At 66.1% G+C, this 16,238-nt stretch carries 21 protein-coding genes; 8 read left to right on the top strand and 13 right to left on the bottom strand.

All coding sequences use genetic code 11. The annotated features are described in order from the left end of the window. Positions 1–11: 11 nt before the first annotated feature. Together IPV08_RS14120 and IPV08_RS14115 are read left to right on the top strand one after the other, a co-directional pair. Positions 12–947 (top strand): ABC transporter permease, encoded by a 936-nt coding sequence (locus tag IPV08_RS14120; protein WP_244478210.1) that lies wholly within the window; start codon positions 12–14, stop codon positions 945–947. A gap of 270 nt (positions 948–1,217) precedes the next feature. Beyond that, a complete protein-coding gene (locus IPV08_RS14115) occupies positions 1,218–1,904 on the top strand; it encodes a YdcF family protein (RefSeq protein WP_246747954.1) in 687 nt (228 codons plus the stop codon). Positions 1,905–1,917: 13 nt separating this feature from the next. Here the strand turns inward: IPV08_RS14115 and IPV08_RS14110 are convergent, their stop codons facing one another. The 5 genes from IPV08_RS14110 to IPV08_RS14090 all read right to left on the bottom strand — a co-directional run bounded on the left by IPV08_RS14110 (position 1,918) and on the right by IPV08_RS14090 (position 3,796). Beyond that, the gene (locus IPV08_RS14110) at positions 1,918–2,337 is read right to left on the bottom strand and encodes a hypothetical protein (protein WP_207412358.1); all 420 of its coding nucleotides are present in this window, start codon (positions 2,335–2,337) and stop codon (positions 1,918–1,920) included. Between the two features lie 180 nt (positions 2,338–2,517). Next, on the bottom strand, positions 2,518–2,769 hold the full coding sequence (locus IPV08_RS14105; protein ID WP_207412308.1) for a hypothetical protein: 252 nt from the start codon (positions 2,767–2,769) through the stop codon (positions 2,518–2,520). 242 nt (positions 2,770–3,011) lie between these two features. Then, positions 3,012–3,170: a hypothetical protein gene (locus IPV08_RS14100; protein WP_200919001.1), complete on the bottom strand. Its 159-nt coding sequence runs from the start codon at positions 3,168–3,170 to the stop codon at positions 3,012–3,014. Positions 3,171–3,302: 132 nt separating this feature from the next. Then, positions 3,303–3,626 carry a hypothetical protein gene (locus tag IPV08_RS14095; protein ID WP_056421950.1) on the bottom strand — a complete coding sequence of 108 codons (324 nt, stop codon included), beginning with the start codon at positions 3,624–3,626 and terminating at the stop codon, positions 3,303–3,305. Then, on the bottom strand, positions 3,623–3,796 hold the full coding sequence (locus IPV08_RS14090; RefSeq protein WP_207412307.1) for a hypothetical protein: 174 nt from the start codon (positions 3,794–3,796) through the stop codon (positions 3,623–3,625). The genes IPV08_RS14095 and IPV08_RS14090 overlap by 4 nt, the downstream gene beginning before the upstream one ends. A gap of 728 nt (positions 3,797–4,524) precedes the next feature. On the opposite strand from IPV08_RS14090, the gene IPV08_RS14085 reads away from it, so the two are divergent. Then, a complete protein-coding gene (locus IPV08_RS14085; protein ID WP_056421952.1) occupies positions 4,525–5,436 on the top strand; it encodes an MBL fold metallo-hydrolase in 912 nt (303 codons plus the stop codon). Between the two features lie 63 nt (positions 5,437–5,499). On the opposite strand, the gene IPV08_RS14080 is transcribed toward IPV08_RS14085, so the two are convergent. Beyond that, a complete protein-coding gene (locus tag IPV08_RS14080) occupies positions 5,500–6,969 on the bottom strand; it encodes an amino acid permease (RefSeq protein WP_056454785.1) in 1,470 nt (489 codons plus the stop codon). A gap of 172 nt (positions 6,970–7,141) precedes the next feature. Continuing rightward, positions 7,142–7,909, bottom strand: coding sequence for a DJ-1/PfpI family protein (locus IPV08_RS14075; RefSeq protein ID WP_082470619.1), 768 nt, complete (start codon positions 7,907–7,909; stop codon positions 7,142–7,144). Between the two features lie 302 nt (positions 7,910–8,211). Between IPV08_RS14075 and IPV08_RS14070 the strand changes: the two genes are divergently transcribed. From IPV08_RS14070 to IPV08_RS14060, 3 genes are all read left to right on the top strand, one after another. Beyond that, positions 8,212–8,955 (top strand): sigma-70 family RNA polymerase sigma factor, encoded by a 744-nt coding sequence (locus IPV08_RS14070; RefSeq protein WP_056421955.1) that lies wholly within the window; start codon positions 8,212–8,214, stop codon positions 8,953–8,955. A gap of 224 nt (positions 8,956–9,179) precedes the next feature. After that, complete coding sequence (locus IPV08_RS14065) at positions 9,180–9,590, top strand: DUF1236 domain-containing protein (RefSeq protein WP_056421956.1); 411 nt, start codon at positions 9,180–9,182, stop codon at positions 9,588–9,590. Between the two features lie 208 nt (positions 9,591–9,798). After that, complete coding sequence (locus IPV08_RS14060; protein WP_244478209.1) at positions 9,799–10,104, top strand: hypothetical protein; 306 nt, start codon at positions 9,799–9,801, stop codon at positions 10,102–10,104. Between the two features lie 2 nt (positions 10,105–10,106). On the opposite strand, the gene mscL is transcribed toward IPV08_RS14060, so the two are convergent. The 3 genes from mscL to IPV08_RS14045 form a co-directional block, all read right to left on the bottom strand. Beyond that, on the bottom strand, positions 10,107–10,529 hold the full coding sequence (gene mscL / locus IPV08_RS14055; protein ID WP_056423204.1) for a large conductance mechanosensitive channel protein MscL: 423 nt from the start codon (positions 10,527–10,529) through the stop codon (positions 10,107–10,109). Positions 10,530–10,585: 56 nt separating this feature from the next. Further along, positions 10,586–11,431 (bottom strand): phosphatidylcholine/phosphatidylserine synthase, encoded by an 846-nt coding sequence (locus IPV08_RS14050; RefSeq protein ID WP_056421958.1) that lies wholly within the window; start codon positions 11,429–11,431, stop codon positions 10,586–10,588. An 89-nt stretch (positions 11,432–11,520) separates the two neighbouring features. Next, positions 11,521–12,231 (bottom strand): phosphatidylserine decarboxylase, encoded by a 711-nt coding sequence (locus IPV08_RS14045; protein WP_018045459.1) that lies wholly within the window; start codon positions 12,229–12,231, stop codon positions 11,521–11,523. A 268-nt stretch (positions 12,232–12,499) separates the two neighbouring features. Here IPV08_RS14045 and IPV08_RS14040 point away from each other — a divergent pair, with 268 nt between their 5' ends. Continuing rightward, complete coding sequence (locus IPV08_RS14040; RefSeq protein WP_200919005.1) at positions 12,500–12,670, top strand: hypothetical protein; 171 nt, start codon at positions 12,500–12,502, stop codon at positions 12,668–12,670. Between the two features lie 37 nt (positions 12,671–12,707). Here IPV08_RS14040 and IPV08_RS14035 read toward each other — a convergent pair whose 3' ends face one another. Together IPV08_RS14035 and IPV08_RS14030 are read right to left on the bottom strand one after the other, a co-directional pair. Then, a complete protein-coding gene (locus IPV08_RS14035) occupies positions 12,708–13,640 on the bottom strand; it encodes a pyridoxamine 5'-phosphate oxidase family protein (RefSeq protein ID WP_207412306.1) in 933 nt (310 codons plus the stop codon). A 28-nt stretch (positions 13,641–13,668) separates the two neighbouring features. Further along, positions 13,669–14,283 carry a glutathione S-transferase gene (locus IPV08_RS14030; RefSeq protein ID WP_207412305.1) on the bottom strand — a complete coding sequence of 205 codons (615 nt, stop codon included), beginning with the start codon at positions 14,281–14,283 and terminating at the stop codon, positions 13,669–13,671. A gap of 139 nt (positions 14,284–14,422) precedes the next feature. Between IPV08_RS14030 and IPV08_RS14025 the strand changes: the two genes are divergently transcribed. Then, positions 14,423–15,331 carry a LysR family transcriptional regulator gene (locus tag IPV08_RS14025; protein ID WP_056454775.1) on the top strand — a complete coding sequence of 303 codons (909 nt, stop codon included), beginning with the start codon at positions 14,423–14,425 and terminating at the stop codon, positions 15,329–15,331. 45 nt (positions 15,332–15,376) lie between these two features. On the opposite strand, the gene IPV08_RS14020 is transcribed toward IPV08_RS14025, so the two are convergent. After that, a complete protein-coding gene (locus IPV08_RS14020) occupies positions 15,377–16,198 on the bottom strand; it encodes an oxidoreductase (RefSeq protein WP_207412304.1) in 822 nt (273 codons plus the stop codon). Positions 16,199–16,238 lie beyond the last annotated feature (40 nt).

The following is a 16,238-nucleotide window of genomic DNA, read 5'->3' as shown; positions in this document are numbered from 1 at the left end:
CGCGTCCCGCGATGCCCGTCACACCAGACCAGGAGGCCGGCCTGCCGGCGACCCTGCGACGCAACGCGCCCCTCGTCCCCACCGATTCGGCGGCGAGCCGGGCGCTCGCCGCGGTGATCGCGATCCTGACCTTCCTGGCCGCCCTCTGCGCCGGGGCGGCCGAGATCGTCGCGTCCAGTGCCAACCAGTGGCAGGGCAGCGTCGCGCAGGAAGTGACGATCCAGGTGAGGCCCAGCGTCGGCCGTGACATCGATGCCGATGTGGCGAGGGCCGAGTCGCTGGCCAAGGCCACGCCCGGCATCGCCAGCACGCGGATCTTCTCGAAGACGGAGGCGGAGCGCCTGCTCGAACCCTGGCTCGGGAGCGGCCTCGACCTCTCGGACCTTCCGGTACCGCGTCTCGTAACCCTGAAGCTCGCGGAATCCCCTCCCCCGGATTTGAAGGGATTGCGGGGGTCGCTCAGCGAGGCGATGCCGGGGGTCGCGAGCCTCGACGACCATGCCTTGTGGCTTCAGCGGCTCTCGACCATGGCCAATACCTTCGTCGGCGTCGGAGTCGGTATCGTGACCCTCGTCCTGATCGCCACCGGCCTCGCCGTCGTGTTCGCCACACGAGGAGCCATGGCCGGCAATCGCGAGGTCGTGGAGGTGCTGCATTTCGTCGGCGCGAACGACGACTTCATCGCCCGCGCGTTCCAGCGTCGGTTCTTCCGCCTCGGCCTGCGTGGCGGGATCATCGGCTCGTGCTTGGCTCTGGCCGTGTTCGCGCTCGCCGGACTGCTCGCCCAGGTCTGGCGCTCGGGACCCGCCGGGGACGAGATCGAGGCCTTATTCGGTGCGTTCCATATCGGTTGGCGCGGCTATGCCGCTGTCCTCCTCATCGGCGTCATCGCATCGGTGGTCACCGGCATCGTCTCGCGGCTGACCGTCCGGCGTTTCCTGCGCTGAAGCCGGTTTTCCGGTCGCCGGACCCGCCAGATCAGCGGTTCCGTATGACATCATAGGACTACAGACATCCGCGCCGGATCCGCGTTAACCATTCGTAAACCCATCGGGGCGGAAATGTCGCCTCGCGGATGACGCATTCCGCGCTACCTTTGGAGAATGGCCACGCGGATGTCAGGACACGGCACCACTCGCCCTCCAGAGGCGTTCGGTTGGGTCTGGCCACGGGGTCGGGCGGAATCGTCGGTGCCTCCCGCGCGGATCGCCATGGTGATGTCTTCAACCCTCCGCCGTCTCGGTCAAATCGCCTTCGGCCTCGGTGCCGTCGCTACCCTGGCCCTGGTCGCCGGCTTCCTGGTGTTCGCGGAATCGATCGCCCGTGACGAGCGCACTCTCGACGGCCGTGCGGACGGGATCGTGGCCTTGACCGGGGGTGCCCAGCGCATCGGCGACGCGATCGACCTTCTGGCCGGTGGCTATGGCCGACGTCTTCTCATTACCGGCGTGAACGAGCGGACCAGCCGCGACGAGATCGCCCGGCTCAATCCGAGCCAGCGCCACTGGATCGAGTGCTGCGTCGATCTCGATTACCGGGCTCGCAACACGATCGGCAACGCCATCGAGACCCGTCGCTGGATGCGCCAGCACCGGTTCAACACCGTGGCCGTGGTGACGTCGAATTATCATATGCCCCGAACCTTGGTGGAGCTCGACCACGCATTGATGGGCAAGGACCGCGTCCTCCCCCATCCGGTGATAGCAGAAGGTTTCGACGCCGATCGCTGGTGGCGTCATCCGGGAACGGCGAAGCTCATTGGTTCAGAATACCTGAAGTTCCTCGTCGCCTGGTTGCGGACGCGGTTCGAGGCCGACCCGGAACAGTCGCGGGCGGCGATCATGATGGGCAGGGGAAAGCCGATCAAGCTCGTCTCCGAAGCGGTCCTGCGCGCGCAATACTGACAAGGCTCTGTCTTCAGCGCGAGCTGGTGCGCTCCATGCGCAGGGTCACGACCTCCGCGCCGGCCTGATGGTGTATGGCAAGAGATGCAGGATCCGGCTTTCGCGCCTTACGCGACACAATGCGCGGCCCGGGATTGCGGGTCTGGCGCATGACCCGGCGGGCGGGCGTGTCGATCACGTATACAACGGGTGTCCCTACTGAGGCGGGACGGATGCCGGTCGCGGTGGGAATGCCGTAAGTTCCATAGCCCCAAGCGCTCGGAACGAGTTCGGTCGGACGCGGGAACCGTACCAGCGGAGCGACACCATACGCCGCAGCCGGATACGGTCCGGCGTAGCGATCATCGAACCGGAGATCCGAATGACCGTAGCCGGAAGTCACCGCTCTCTGAGCATGGGCAACGGGCACAACGAGGAGGGTGAGCATCAGCATTGCTGAATGCGCTGACCATCTCCTCATCGCCAACATGCGAACCTCGCAGCGCGTAGGCCTGAGCCGGGAACGATGGCTCGACTGACGACCGAGCCATACGGTGGTCGGATAGCCGGAATGAACGAAACGGACGAGACCCCATGGATGAACCGGTCCCGCACGACTACGGCGGCGATCACCTCAGCGGCAGGTGGTGACCCGGCGAACGATCCAGCCCTCGCCATCGACGAACAACCGCTTGCGCGATTTCGTGCAGGCCAGGGCATCGTCCTCGGCCTCTACCGTCAATGCGACTTTGCCGACTTCCGCGTCCCGCTGAACACTCGTGGACGAGGCTCCCTCGGTTCCCGGCATCGCGGAGGCCGGGATAGAGGTGGCGCCGACGATGAGCGCAACGCCCAACGCAGCGGAAAGACCGAATCGTTTCGCCATCGCAACCTTGCCCGCGCGCCGTTGTCCGGAGCGCCTTAAAGACCCAAGCCAATGCGCTCACCGCAGCGCTTGGTCTATAAAGTCGCGTGAGGGCGAAACAGTTGCAGTGCGATGACGCAACGCACTGTGAAAGTCGTCAGCATGGGTCGATTGTGTCGAACCGCACAGCCAGCGCCATGATCGTCGCCTGAGGCGATCACTTCAGGCATCGTCTGCCGGGTCGCAAATCCGGCGCGAAACCCTCAATGTGCGGCGGTGACACTGAGCAAGGGCAGGGTCACGGCGAGTTCCGGAGCGCCGAGTATCCGGGGCGCCAGCGAAGGAAGGGCCAAGGCCGCGATGCCAAGGACCAGGGTGAGGCCGAGGAGCGACGTTTCGAGACCGCGGTAGATCACGTCCATTCCCACCTCCACCCTGCAGGATCGACCCAATCATGCGGGCTGGTGGGTTAACCAATCCCTTCCGCGATGTTGCGTCTCGATAGGGGGGACGGTGGATCGACGCCCCGGCGCGCCAGTGACCCCGATGGGACGTCACGCTCGTCCGAGCGTCACCATGTGGGCGAGGTCTGGTTCGGGCGGCTTCAGCAGGGAAGCGGCCAGATTGGCTTCGAGCACGATGAGATCGCTGTCCGGATCGGGCTCCCAACCGCAACCACAGCCGCCGGGGCCTTCATGTGCCTGGGCAATCTGTCGATACAGGGTCCCGATGGTCCGTGCCGCCGTGGCCAGCGCCTGGAGCGCTGGAAGGGGATGGCGGTTCAGGCTGGTCCAGAAGGCGCGGCGCAAGGCCTCGTCCAGTTCGCTTCCCTCTTTGGGCGGCTCGATACATGGCCGGGTCGATCGGAAGGCGCTCACGCAATCTCTCCTTTTACAATCGGAATCGGCTCGTGCCTAAGCACCGGCTCCCTCGCGGCAGCCAGGAAATCGATGAAGTCGGCAAGGCGGTGAAGGCGCATGTCGACGGCACAGCCATCCCACCACGCCAGCCGTGCATAGCCGCGGACCAGTTCCAGCATCCGTTCCATTTTGGATGGGCCTTCTCATCGCGCATTGCCCCGATAACCGACATAAAGAGGCAATATCCCCAATCAATCAAGAGTAAGCTGGAATATTGGAAAGACTATAAAACGCGAGCAGCGGAAATATTCCGCAGTCTTGATTTAGAAATATTCGAATTCGTGAGCCATAGCTGCCCATCAGCGGTAGCACGGGAGAGCGCCAAGCTGCTCCACGTCCGGTTCCTTGCATCCGCATCCAGCGCCAGCGATGGCCGTGACGGCCCATGCTGTCAGCCCGGCCATAGGCCGGAATCCATGCGCAGCCTCGGCCCTCATCGTCTTCTGGACGATAGACTTCAGCAAAGACATTTCCCAATTTTCTCTGGAATCGCGACGGAGATGCTGTCGTCAGGATCGGGCACGAACTCGTCACGAGGGCCGGCTTCGCCGTCTCGTCAACGCCACATTGGCTCTGCCCGAAACAACGGCCGCCCGGAGCATCGGCCATTTCACGCAGGCGAATATTGGGCTCGCTCCGATTGAAAGCTGGCCGGTGAGCGCGGTTTTGCCGGGGACGAGCGTCTCCAAGCTGTGTGCGTGGCCGCACATCGATGTCGGAGGGGGCTGACTACCTCATGGTCAACCCCACTTCGATCCTGGCAACCTGTTTGTGACCGTTCTCGCGAAGAATGGATCGCATCGGTGCGCCGAAAGGCACCGGGTCTCAGGCGGATCGGGCAATCGGTAGTCGAACCATGAGTATGACGCACACGCCCTCGACCGAAGACGGCCTCTCCCTACGCTTCTGGGGCGTCCGCGGTTCCACGCCCGTTAGCGGGCCGGATTATGTCGAGTTCGGCGGCAACACCCCGTGCCTGGAGATCCGCTGCGGCTCGCGCCTGTTCATCGTCGATGCCGGCTCGGGCCTGAATGCCTGCGGGCTGCATCACCGCGAGGAGATGCCGAAAGAGATCGACCTCCTGTTGAGCCATCTGCATCTCGACCACACGGCGGGTCTGCCGTTCTTCAAGCCGGTCATCTTCAACCCGGAACGGACGATCAACACCTATTGCGGCAATCTCGACGGAGCGAGCGCGAAGGAGACCCTGGACCGCCTGTTCTCGCCGCCACTCTTCCCGGTGACCTTGGACATCCTTCCCTGCACCCTTGCGCATCACGGCTTCAAGGCCGGCGAGGCGCTCGATTTCCCCGATGGGTCGCGTGTGGACACGATCCTCCTCAACCACCCGCAAGGATCGGTGGGGTACCGCTTCGACCATGGCGGAAAACGCCTCTGCATCATCAGCGACATCGAGCATTCCGACCCGTGGCCGGACGAGTCCCTGCGCCGGTTCGTGGAAGGCTCGGACCTCCTCGTCTACGACGGCATGTTCACCGAGTCGGAATATCCGCGCTGCTGCGGCTGGGGTCATTCCACATGGCAGAAGGGCGTCGAACTGGCGAAGGCCGCCGGTGCCAAGGCGCTCGCGATCATCCATCTCCATCCCGCCCATAGCGACGCCATGCTGCGTGCCGTGGAAGCCGAGATGCAGTCCGAAATGCCGACGGCGTTCGTCGCGCGCGAGCGGCAGATCGTCCATGTGGGCGAGGTGATGGTGGAGAAGGATTCCAAAAGCCCTCTCTTGTCGCTTATCAAGACAGCCTGACGGATCAGGCCGCCGTCCCGAGCACCGGATCCCGTTCCCCGGGGACGGCCGAGACTGCTACGGTCAGGCCGCCTCCTCCCGGCCGAGGCGGCTGTTGCGTCGGCTCCAGGCGAAGTAGATCACAAGTCCTACCGCGAGCCAGGCAATCAGTCGCAGCCAGGTCTGGCCGTCGAGGGACACCATCATGGCGAGGCAGCTGACGATGCCGAGGATCGGCACCAGCGGCACCAGCGGCGTCCGGTAGTCCCGTCGCGCATCGGGCTGAGTCCGGCGCAGGATGATGACTCCCGCACAGACCAGGATGAAGGCGAGCAGGGTGCCGATGCTGGTCATGTGGCCGAGCTGGCTGATCGGCAGGAAGCCGCCCAGAGCACTCGTGAACACCATGAAGAACAGGTTCGAACGATAGGGCGTCTTCCAGGTCGGATGAATCTTGGAGAAGAAGCCCGGCAACAGCCGGTCCTGGCTCATGGAATAGAACACCCGGCTCTGGCCCAGCAGCAGGACCAGGATCACGGTGGAGAAGCCGGCGATGACGCCGAGCGTCACGAGGCTTTTCAGCCACGGGAACGGTGTCTGGGCGATCGCCGTGTTCACCGGCGCGGCATCGCCCTTCATGGCGTCGTAATGCACGAGGCCGGTCAGCACGCCGGCGAAGGCAATGTAGATCACCGTGCAGATGGCCAGCGAGCCGAGGATGCCGATCATCATGTTGCGCTGGGGGTTCTTGGCCTCCTGCGCCGCAGTCGAGACCGCGTCGAACCCGATATAGGCAAAGAACACCACGCCGGCGCCGCGCATGATGCCGCTCCAACCGTATTCGCCGAAGGTCCCGGTGTTCTCGGGAATGAACGGCACGTAGTTCTGCGCCTTGATGTAGAACAGGCCGACGCCCACCACGACCGCCACCACCGCGAGTTTGATCGCCACGACGACGGCGTTGACCCGGGCGGATTCGCGGATGCCGATCATCAGCAGGGCCGAGACGGCGACGATGATGAGGATCGCCGGCAGGTTGACGATGCCATGCGCAGTCACCCCGTCGACCGTGTAGGTTTCGAAGGGGGAATTGACGAGGCTGGGCGGCAGGTTGATGCCGAGGGTGTCCCGCAGGAACCGGGTGACGTAGCTCGACCAGCTCACCGAGACGGTGGCCGCGCCGACAGCGTATTCGAGCACGAGGTCCCAGCCGATGATCCAGGCCACGAACTCGCCCATCGTGGCATAGGCGTAGGTATAGGCCGAACCCGCCACGGGGATCATGCCCGCGAGCTCGCTGTAGCACATGCCGGCGAAGGCGCAGGCGATCGACGCGATGGCGAAGGAGATCACTACGGCGGGACCGGCATGCTCGGCCGCCGCGATCCCGGTGAGGGAGAACAGGCCAGCTCCGATCACCGCGCCGATCCCGAGGGCGACGAGGCTCCAGGGACCGAGGGTGCGCTCGAGCTTGTGCTCCCCCCCTTCGGCATCGGCATTCAGTCGCTCGAGGGATTTCGTCCGGGTGAGATCGCCAGCGAGGCCTGATGCCATGGATCGATGCCCTTCATGGTTGGAGCGCGGAAGTCCGGCGGCCAGCGCATCGCGACCATGCAGCTTTCTCGCCAGGGGCTAAACCTTGGCAATTCAACGGAGTTCCGGCAAAATGACGCGCCCTCGCGGGAGACGGTGACCACGTCCGGTCGGAGGCCCCGCGCCCCGGACCTCATCGCGGCGCGTAGCTCGCTGCCGCCGCGAGAGACCCATCCACCAGATCCTTGAGAATCGCTCCGGCGCCAGCGGCGATATCCGGCCCGGCAGTCTCGGGCGTGCCGGCGGAGAAGGGCGGTTCCGGCGCATATTCGGCGACAAGCTGGCTCGTCCTCGCAGCATCGTCGCCGTGCAGAAGGGCGGCCAGGACGAGAGCGAAGTCGAGGCCGGCGGAAATACCCGCCGCCGTGATCCGGTTGCGATCGACCACCACGCGCCGGTTCACTGGAATGGCGCCGAGGCGGGGCAGCACGGTCTCGCGCACGCACCAGTGCGAGGTGGCGCGGTAGCCGTGGAGCAGTCCCGCCGCGCCGAGGATGAGCGAACCGGTGCAGACGCTGGTGACCCAGGACGCTCGTGCCGCCCGGTCGCGCAGGAAGGCGAGGGTCGCCTCCTCGCGCATCTGGCCGGGGGTCGCGTCGCCGCCGGGCACGAAGAGTACGTCGATCTCGCCCGGACAGGTCTCGAAGGACGTATCGGCCACCATTGTCAGGCCCGTATCGCTGGGGATCGGGCCTGTCTGGCGAGCCACGAGGTGGAGCCGGCCGCCGGCCAGACCCGCCAGGATCGCCTGCGGCCCGACGAGGTCGAGAGCCGTCATGCCGGGAAACATCAGCATGGCGATGCTGACGGGTGGCCTGCTACGAGCCGACGCGCGAACCGCATCGCCCGGCCCGGCCAGGACGGCCGCCGTGAGACTCGCCGTGAAGGCGCGACGATGCATGGACGATCCCTTTCGCGATGGCAGAGAGACAGGTGAGACAATGGCCGGATATGGGGCGCAAGCAGAGGCGGCCCTCCTTCCTCGATATCGGGAAGATGTCACCGCCGCCGATGCCATCCGCCGCATGTGGACGCGAACGGCGCAGGTCGCCATTTGCGTGGCTTGGCGGGGTGCGTGACCGGGTATGATGCGCTACAACCCGAGACACGCTACGGCCTCGCCGTCGATGTCAGGCGGACCGATCCGATACGGCCGGCCCGAACCGGACGATTTCCTGCCCAACGACCAGAATACGACGAGCCATGACACGCGACGTCCTTGAAACCAGCGACGACCTCCTGAGCGACACGAACGACGATGGGCGGCCGGGCCTGACCGCGACCATCCGCTCACATCTCGGCGACCAGCTCCGCACCGTCTACGACCGCCTTGGCGCGGACGAGCCGGCAACGCGCTTCGCCGAACTCATCGAGAAGCTGGAAGCCGCCCTGAAGGCCCGTGGCGAGCAGGTGGAACCCGAGTTCCGCAACGGTTTGCTGGCGGCGGTGCCGTCGCTGCGAGCCTTCGCGCTCTCGCTCACCAGCAATCCGGCCCGCTCGGACGATCTCGTGCAGGACACCCTGCTCAAGGGCTGGCAGCATCGCGCACGGTTCCAGCCGGGCACGAACCTGAATGCCTGGCTCTTCACCATCCTGCGCAACATCTTCTACTCGGACCACCGCAAGCGCGTGCGCGAGGTGGAAGACCAGGACGGCTCCTACGCGGCGCGTCTCGCGACGGCACCGCACCAGGGCGACCGCCTCGATGTCGAGGATCTGCAGACGGCGCTCGCCAAGCTTCCGCCCGATCAGCGCGAGGCCCTCGTCCTCGTGGGCGCCGAGGGTGTGTCCTACGAAGAGGCCGCCACGATCATGGGCTGCAAGGTCGGCACGGTGAAAAGCCGCGTGAGCCGTGCCCGCGGGCGGCTCGCCGAATTGCTCGGCTACGACGAAGAAGACCTCAGCTCGGACCGGCTGATCCAGTCGGCCATGCCGAAGGACGCCTGACTCCGCCCGGTGAGCGGTCGGGATCGGCTCCCCACCATGCTCACCGGGCTACCCCTTCCGCGACGCCTTGCGGACGGGGAATATCGTTCTCCCATTGGGGGCATGATCGGGACATTCCGGCAAAATCGATTTTCGAGGCATCCCTTTCCCGAGATGGGGCGTTACTGCCCCGAACCCCGCTGAGCGTCACCGTTCGCGGGTCATCGGATACGGAGATCTCGATCATGAACATCAAGACCCTTCTCGCCGCTTCGGCGATCGCTCTGTCCCTCCCCCTCGCCGCCCAGGCCCAGGGCCTCGTGCGCGGCGCTGAGCGTGGCGCCCAGGAAGGTGCCGATGCAGCTGGTCCCGTAGGTGCCATCGTCGGTGGTGCCGTCGGCGCTGCGACCGGAACCGTCGGTGGCATCCTCGGTGTCGACGACCGTCCCCGCTTCCGCCAGTACGTCACCCGCGAGCGTCACAGCTCCTACAATTACGACGGCGACGTCCGCGTCGGCGCGACCCTGCCCGGCACCGGCGTGACCTATTACGACGTGCCGTCCGAGTACAATGCCCGCGGCGCGCGCTACACCATCGTCAACGACCGTCCGGTCCTGGTGGATCGCAGCCGCCGCATCGTCGAAGTCATCGACTAATCATCGTCGATCGCAGCTGACCATTCGGCAAGAGCCCCCGGTGCCACGGCACCGGGGGCTTTTTCGTGGATCGGAAGATCGTCGGGGTTCGCGCGAGAAATACCAGAAATACCGGCGCTGGATCGGGTACCATCAACATTTGTGAGTCGAGGCACGCAACACTCTCCGCCCCGGCTGGTTATTGCTCTTGATTGAGGAGAGACCCGATATGGCGAACGATCCGATCTTCCGCATTGATAAATCGCCCCCCGGTCAGGCCGGCGGCGCGGATGTCGATCCGGCCTTGCCCGAGCCGGTGCGGGATCATCTCGGCCAGCAGCTGCGCTCCGTCTTCACCACGCAGGACGATGCGCCGAAATTCCTCGGCGATCCGGCTGTGCCGGAAGAGTTCGAGCCGCAATTGCGCCGTCTCGAGATCCGTCTGAAGACCCATGAGGAAGGCACCGGGGCGGTGGAGCAGGCCCTGGATGGCCTCCTCGACGACCTGAAGGTACCGCCCGCGACGACGATCTGATCTCAGACCTTGGGTCTGGCCGCGAGGATATCGCGGATCTCGCCCAGCAGCTTCACGTCCGCCGGGGTTTCGGGAACAGGCTTCGCCTCCTCCTGGGACTGGAGCTTGTTCATCGCCCGGATGACGAGAAATAGCACGAAGGCGACGATCATGAAGTTGAGCGCCACCGTGATGAACTGGCCGTAGCCGATCACTGCGCCCTGTTTCTTGGCGTCCGCGTAGGCCGCCCCCTTCTGCACGCTCGACGAGAGCGCGATGTAGTAGTTCGAGAAGTCGAGCCCGCCCGTGATCGCGCCGATGATCGGCATGAACACGTCCTGGACGGCGGAGGTGACAATGGAGCCGAAAGCGGCGCCGATGATCACGCCCACCGCCAGATCGACGACGTTGCCGCGCAACGCGAATTTCTTGAATTCTTCCAGCACCGTCGCCTCCAAAACTTGCGCCGCCCGCATTCCCGCCGGGACGTTAGGCGAGGCGATCAGGTTTCGACAGGCGCCGTACCGATCTGTCCACGGTCGGTTGCGTCGAGGCGCTCCTCGTGTTTCGCCCGGCGCCGATACTGCGCCGCCCCGATCGGCAGGGTGATGAGGTAGCCGGCCGCCATCACCACCATGGCCTCGAACGGGTAGCTGATGAAGAGGCCGAAGGCCGCGACCACCACGAGGAAGATCGGCAGCACCCATTCGCGGGGAACGCGCTTGCCCATGGTCTTGCCGGAGAAGGTCGGCACGGTGGAGACCACCAGGAGCGCGATGCAGAGCGTGTAGCCGAGCACCACCGGCGCGGCCCAACGCTCGATCGGCAGGCCGAGGAAGTGGAGATAGAGCGGCAGCAGAGCCGTCAGGGCCCCGGCCGGCGCCGGCATGCCGACGAAGAAATCCTTCTTCCAGGCGGGCCGGTTGGGATCGTCGAGCATCGCGTTGAAGCGGGCGAGACGCAGGGCCATGGCGATGGCGAAGATCAGGGCGACGATCCAGCCCAGCGAGCGCAGCTCCTTCAGGGCAAAGCCGTAGAGGATGAGCGCCGGCGCGCAGCCGAAATTGACGAAGTCGGCGAGGGAATCGAGCTCGGCGCCGAAACGTGACGTTCCCTTGAGCATGCGGGCGACGCGCCCGTCGATCCCGTCGAGGAAGGCGGCCGCGACGATGGCGATCACGGCCGGTTCGAACTTGCCCTCGAATGCCAGTCGGATCGCGGTCAGCCCGAGGCACACCGCCATCAGGGTGATCATGTTGGGCGCGATCATCCGGAAAGGCACCGCCTTGAAGCGGCGCGGCTTCGGCTCGTTGGCATCCGGCTCGAAGGGCGGAAAGAGATCGTCCATGACGCGCCTTTTCAGAAAGACGGGCGAACGGGCCTCAAGGGCACCGTCCGCGAAGGATCGCGACCCCGCCAGGGCGGGGCCGGGCGGGATCAGATGCGACGGAAGCTGCGCTCGGGGCCGCCGCCGAGATCGGCGAGAACGGTCTCGCCCGCCACCGCCTTCTGGCCGAGGCCGACCAGCACCCGAGTCCCCACCGGCAGGTAGACGTCGACGCGGGAGCCGAAGCGGATGAGGCCGAAGCGCTCGCCCACGTTCAAAGTATCGTTCGCCTGCACCCAGCCGACGATGCGACGGGCCACCAATCCGGCGATCTGCACGACGCCGACGCGCAGGGGGCTGCCGCGATGCGTGGTCTCGATGACGAGGCCGTTACGCTCGTTGTCGTCGCTGGCCTTGTCGAGTTCCGCATTGAGGAACAGGCCGGGCGTGTAGACGATCTGGCCGATCTTGCCGGTCACGGGAACGCGGTTCACGTGGCAATCGAACACGTTCATGAAGACCGAGATCCGGGTCATCGGCTCCTGCGGCAGGTCGAGTTCGGGCGGCGGCAGCACGGTGGAGATCAAGTTCACCCGGCCGTCGGCCGGGGAAACCACCAGGCCGTCCGCCACCGGGGTCACCCGCTCGGGATCGCGGAAGAAATAGCAGACCCACAGGGTGAGGATCAGGAAGATCCAGCCGGCGAACTGGGCGAAATAGCCGAACAGCACGGTCAGCACGATGCCGATCAGGATGAAGGGGTAGCCCTCCTTGTGGATCGGCACGAGGGTTCTGCGGATCGTCTCAAGCAGATCGGACATGAAGATTCGGTACTCCTGCGGACCGAGGGAGCGGCCGCGCCCGCAATGGGGCCGGGTTGGCAGTCCCGACGGCCTGCGTCAACTCTCGGAGCGGATCGGCGGCGCCGGGATGGCCCGCCCGCTGCCGGAGCGGACCTTCGTGAAGACGGGCGAAGAATGGACGCGTCCTTGGGCGCGCGCGACCGCTCCGCCCCGGCATCCGGCTTGATGATGCCTTAAGCACAGCGGCGCTAGGCAGGAAGGGAATGAGGCGAAGAGCGGGGTTCGGATGCTGGATCGGGCGCTGATGCATGTGCGAGCGGCGATCGCCCTGCGGGACTGTGCCGCGAGTGCTCCCTCGGACGTCGAACGCCGCCTCCTGATGAAGGTGGCCGCGATTCACGAGGCGCGGGCACGCAAGGTGCTCCACACGAAACAGAGCCAGGTCCGCCGTCGCTGAAGCGAAACACGGGGCGAAGTCCGTGCCGCCCAGGGGATCAGGCACCCCCGGGGGGTGAAGCGGCCTCGAACCGGAGCGGCACGGCCCCCACGCGCCGGACGAGGGTGCGGGGCGCGAAGCGCCAGAGCCGCTCGGCTCCCGGGAAACTCGCGATCTCGGGAGTATCGAGGAGCACCTCCGCCCGACCCGACATCTGCAGCAGGTCACCGCTGGTAAAGTCGATGAAGACGAGCCCGGCGCGAGGATTGGCACGGATGTTTCCAAGTGTATTGAAGAATCGGTTGCCGGAATAATCCGGGACCGTCAGCACGTCGTTTTCGCCGATCCGCACGAAACCTTTGGGGCCGCCGCGATGCGAGACATCGACTTGGCGGTTCCCCTGCTCCCCGTCCGCATAGGTCGCGACGAAGAACGTATCGGCGCCTGCGATGAGCGCCCGGGCGCGGTCATCGAGGCCGTGGGCGATCTCCGGGGCAGCCGCAACGGGAACAAGTAAACGCTCAGGCCCCTGTCGGACCCGGATGTATTGCGGGCAATTGCCGAAGCTTTGCTGCACCCGGACCTCGAATTCGTCGCCCCCCTCGCGCCGGACGATCCCGTTCAGGCGATTGCGGCGTCGCGTCGTCAGATCGATCCCGAGAAGACCGACCGCCGATCCGTCTGCCAGGCCAGCCTCGGCGGGATCGTGGGGATCGGCGGCGCTCCGAACGCGCAGGCGGAAGGGGTCCGGCGCGTCGAGAAATCCCGGCTCGCCGGCCCGGATCGTCGCCCAGACCTCACCCTTCGGGTCCACAGCCCCCAGCACCACGAAAGGTAAGTGCCGGAAGAAGTCGCGATGCTGGTCGATCATCCGGTCGCGGATGACGCGGGGACCGATCTCGGCCATGCGCTCGGTGACGCCCGCATGATTCTGAATCGCGATCTCGCCCGGATGCCAGGGTGAGGCGGGATGATGGTCGGATAAGGACATGGGTGATCTCCCGTGACAGGGTTTGGCGTCAGCCCACGCGCAGGCCGGCCGCCGTCGTCGGAAAGGGCACGAAGCCGGGCAGCGCCTCGATGCGGCCGAGCCAGGCACGGATCTCGGAATAAGGGCCGAGATCGACATTCCCCTCGGGGGCTGCGGCGACGTAGCTGTAGAGGGCCACATCCGCGATGGTCGGATGGTCGGCGGCGATCCAGTCGCGACCGGTGAGTTCCGCCTCGAGGTGGCCGAGGATTTGATGTGCACGGGCAATCACTTCGGCCGTGTCGAAGCGAGCGCCGAAGACAGTGATCAGCCGGGCGGCGGCGGGTCCGAAGGCGATGGGCCCGGCCGCCACCGAGAGCCAGCGCTGCACCCGCGCCGCCGCGAGGGCATCCTCCGGCAGCCAATCCGTGCGCCCGAGTGTCTTGGCCACGTAGACCAGGATGGCGTTGGAATCCGGAACCACCACGTCGCCGTCGACGAGCACCGGCACCTGTCCGAACGGGTTCAGGGCCAGGAAATCCGGCGTCTTGTGCGCGCCGGCGGCGAGGTCGACCTCGACGATCTCGCAATCCGCGCCCACCAGGGACAGGAACAGACGCGCCCGGTGCGCATGCCCGGACAGGGCCATGTGGAACAGTTTCATGATGGATCTCCGCGACGGCCGGACGAGGGCACCGGCCACGGACACATCAGAGACCCTTGCGTGGAACGCGTGAACCGGCATTCTCCGCAATCGACTATTCCAGTTTCTGGAATAATCCGCGGGTGAGGAGGAAGCCGGCATGGATCGGTGGCAGGCGATGCGGGTCTTCGTGCGGGTGGCGGAGAGCGGGGGGTTCGCCGCTGCGGCGCGCCAACTCAACATGAGCCCACCCGCAGTGACCCGTGCGGTGGCCGCCCTGGAGAACCGGATTGGCACCCGGCTGCTGACGCGGACCACGCGCTCGCTGATGCTCACCGAGGCGGGCGGACGCTATCTGGAGGATTGCCGCCGCATCCTCGCGGACATGGAAGAGGCGGAAGCACTCGCAGCCGGCGCCTATGCGACACCTTCCGGAACCTTGACGATCACCGCTCCGGTGCAGTTCGGCCGGCTTTATGTCTTACCCGCCATCGCGGATTTTCTTGCGCGTTACCCGGCCGTCGGCGTGCGCGCGCTGTTCCTCGACCGCGTGGTCAACCTGATCGAGGAGGGCGCCGATGTGGGAATCCGCATCGGGCACCTCGCCGATTCCGGGCTCGTTGCGGTTCGGGTCGGCACCGTCCGACGGGTTCTCTGCGCCGCGCCGGACTATCTCGACCGGCACGGAACACCGCAATCGATGGGGGATTTGCACCGCCACGCGACCATCGGTTCGACCGCCATGGGACTGCCCTTCGAGCGCCATTCCCCGGCCGAAGGGCCGACGCGTGGCGCCACGCGATGCCGGTTGATCTGCAACACGATCGACGCGGTCCTGGCGGCCGCCCTCGCCGGCCAGGGGATCGCATCTCTGCTGTCCTATCAGGTGGCGCCGTCGGTCGCCGAAGGCCGGCTCAGGCTGGTCCTCGACGATCCGGACGCGGTGCCGCTCCCGGTCCATATCGTGACCCTGGAGGGAAGGCGCGCGCCGGCCAAGGTGCGCGCCTTCATCGGTCTGGCCGCGGCGAGGCTCCAAGCCGACCCGATGGTCAATCCCGATCGTGCCTGAGAGACGGGCGGACCATGCTTCCCACGTCCCCCGAAGGGCGGAGGCTCAGGAGACCGGGGGAAGGCGCATCTGCTTGCGGTAGCTTTTGTCGAACTGCTTTGCCGGCACGAAACGGCGCAGGAGGCTGGCCTGCCGCGCCATCGATCCGGCGGTGTAGCGCAGATGGGGCGCCGCCGCGGTGGCGGCTTTCACCACGACCTCGGCGACGATCTCGGGCGCGTCGGCCGTGGCCATGACCTCCCGCGTGAAACGCTCCCGGCCCGCGCGATCGGAATCGTAGAGGCTCAACGGGGCATCGGGGGAGACCAGGTTCGCGTCGAAGGCCGTGCGCGTATAGGCGGGCTCGACCAGCACGACGCGGATGCCCTGGCCGCGGACCTCGTGGTCGAGGGATTCCGAATAGCCTTCCAGCGCGTGCTTGCTGGCCGAATAGACAGCCATGTAGGGCGCCGGGACGAGCCCCAGGATGGAGCTGATGTTGACGATGCGGCCGCCCGCCTGCGCCCGCATCAGCGGCAGCACCGCCCGAATCGTGCGGATGACGCCGAACAGGTTGACGTCGAAGAGTGCCTGCGCCTGCGCGACCGTGGATTCCTCCGCCGCGCCGCTGATGCCGAAACCGGCATTGTTGACCAGCAGATCGATCCGCCCGGTCTCGCCGTGGACCGTCTGCACCAGGGCCTCGACGGAGGCGTCGTCGGTCACGTCGCAGGCCAGCATCGTGACGTCCCCGTCCCGCCCCTGCGCGGGTCTGCGGCTCGTGCCGTAGACCCGGTAGCCCGCCGCTTTCAGGGCCTTGGCCGTTGCCAGTCCGATGCCGGATGCCGCTCCGGTGACGATGGCCGTCTTGATGTCCGTCTTGCCCACGACACTCTCCCACGATGCGTCCCCTCGGGGGACTGCTTCG

Source organism: Methylobacterium sp. SD274, assembly GCF_017355285.1.
GTDB lineage: Bacteria > Pseudomonadota > Alphaproteobacteria > Rhizobiales > Beijerinckiaceae > Methylobacterium.
Note: the sequence above shows the minus strand (reverse complement) of the source record. Positions and strands in the feature narration are given on the sequence as shown.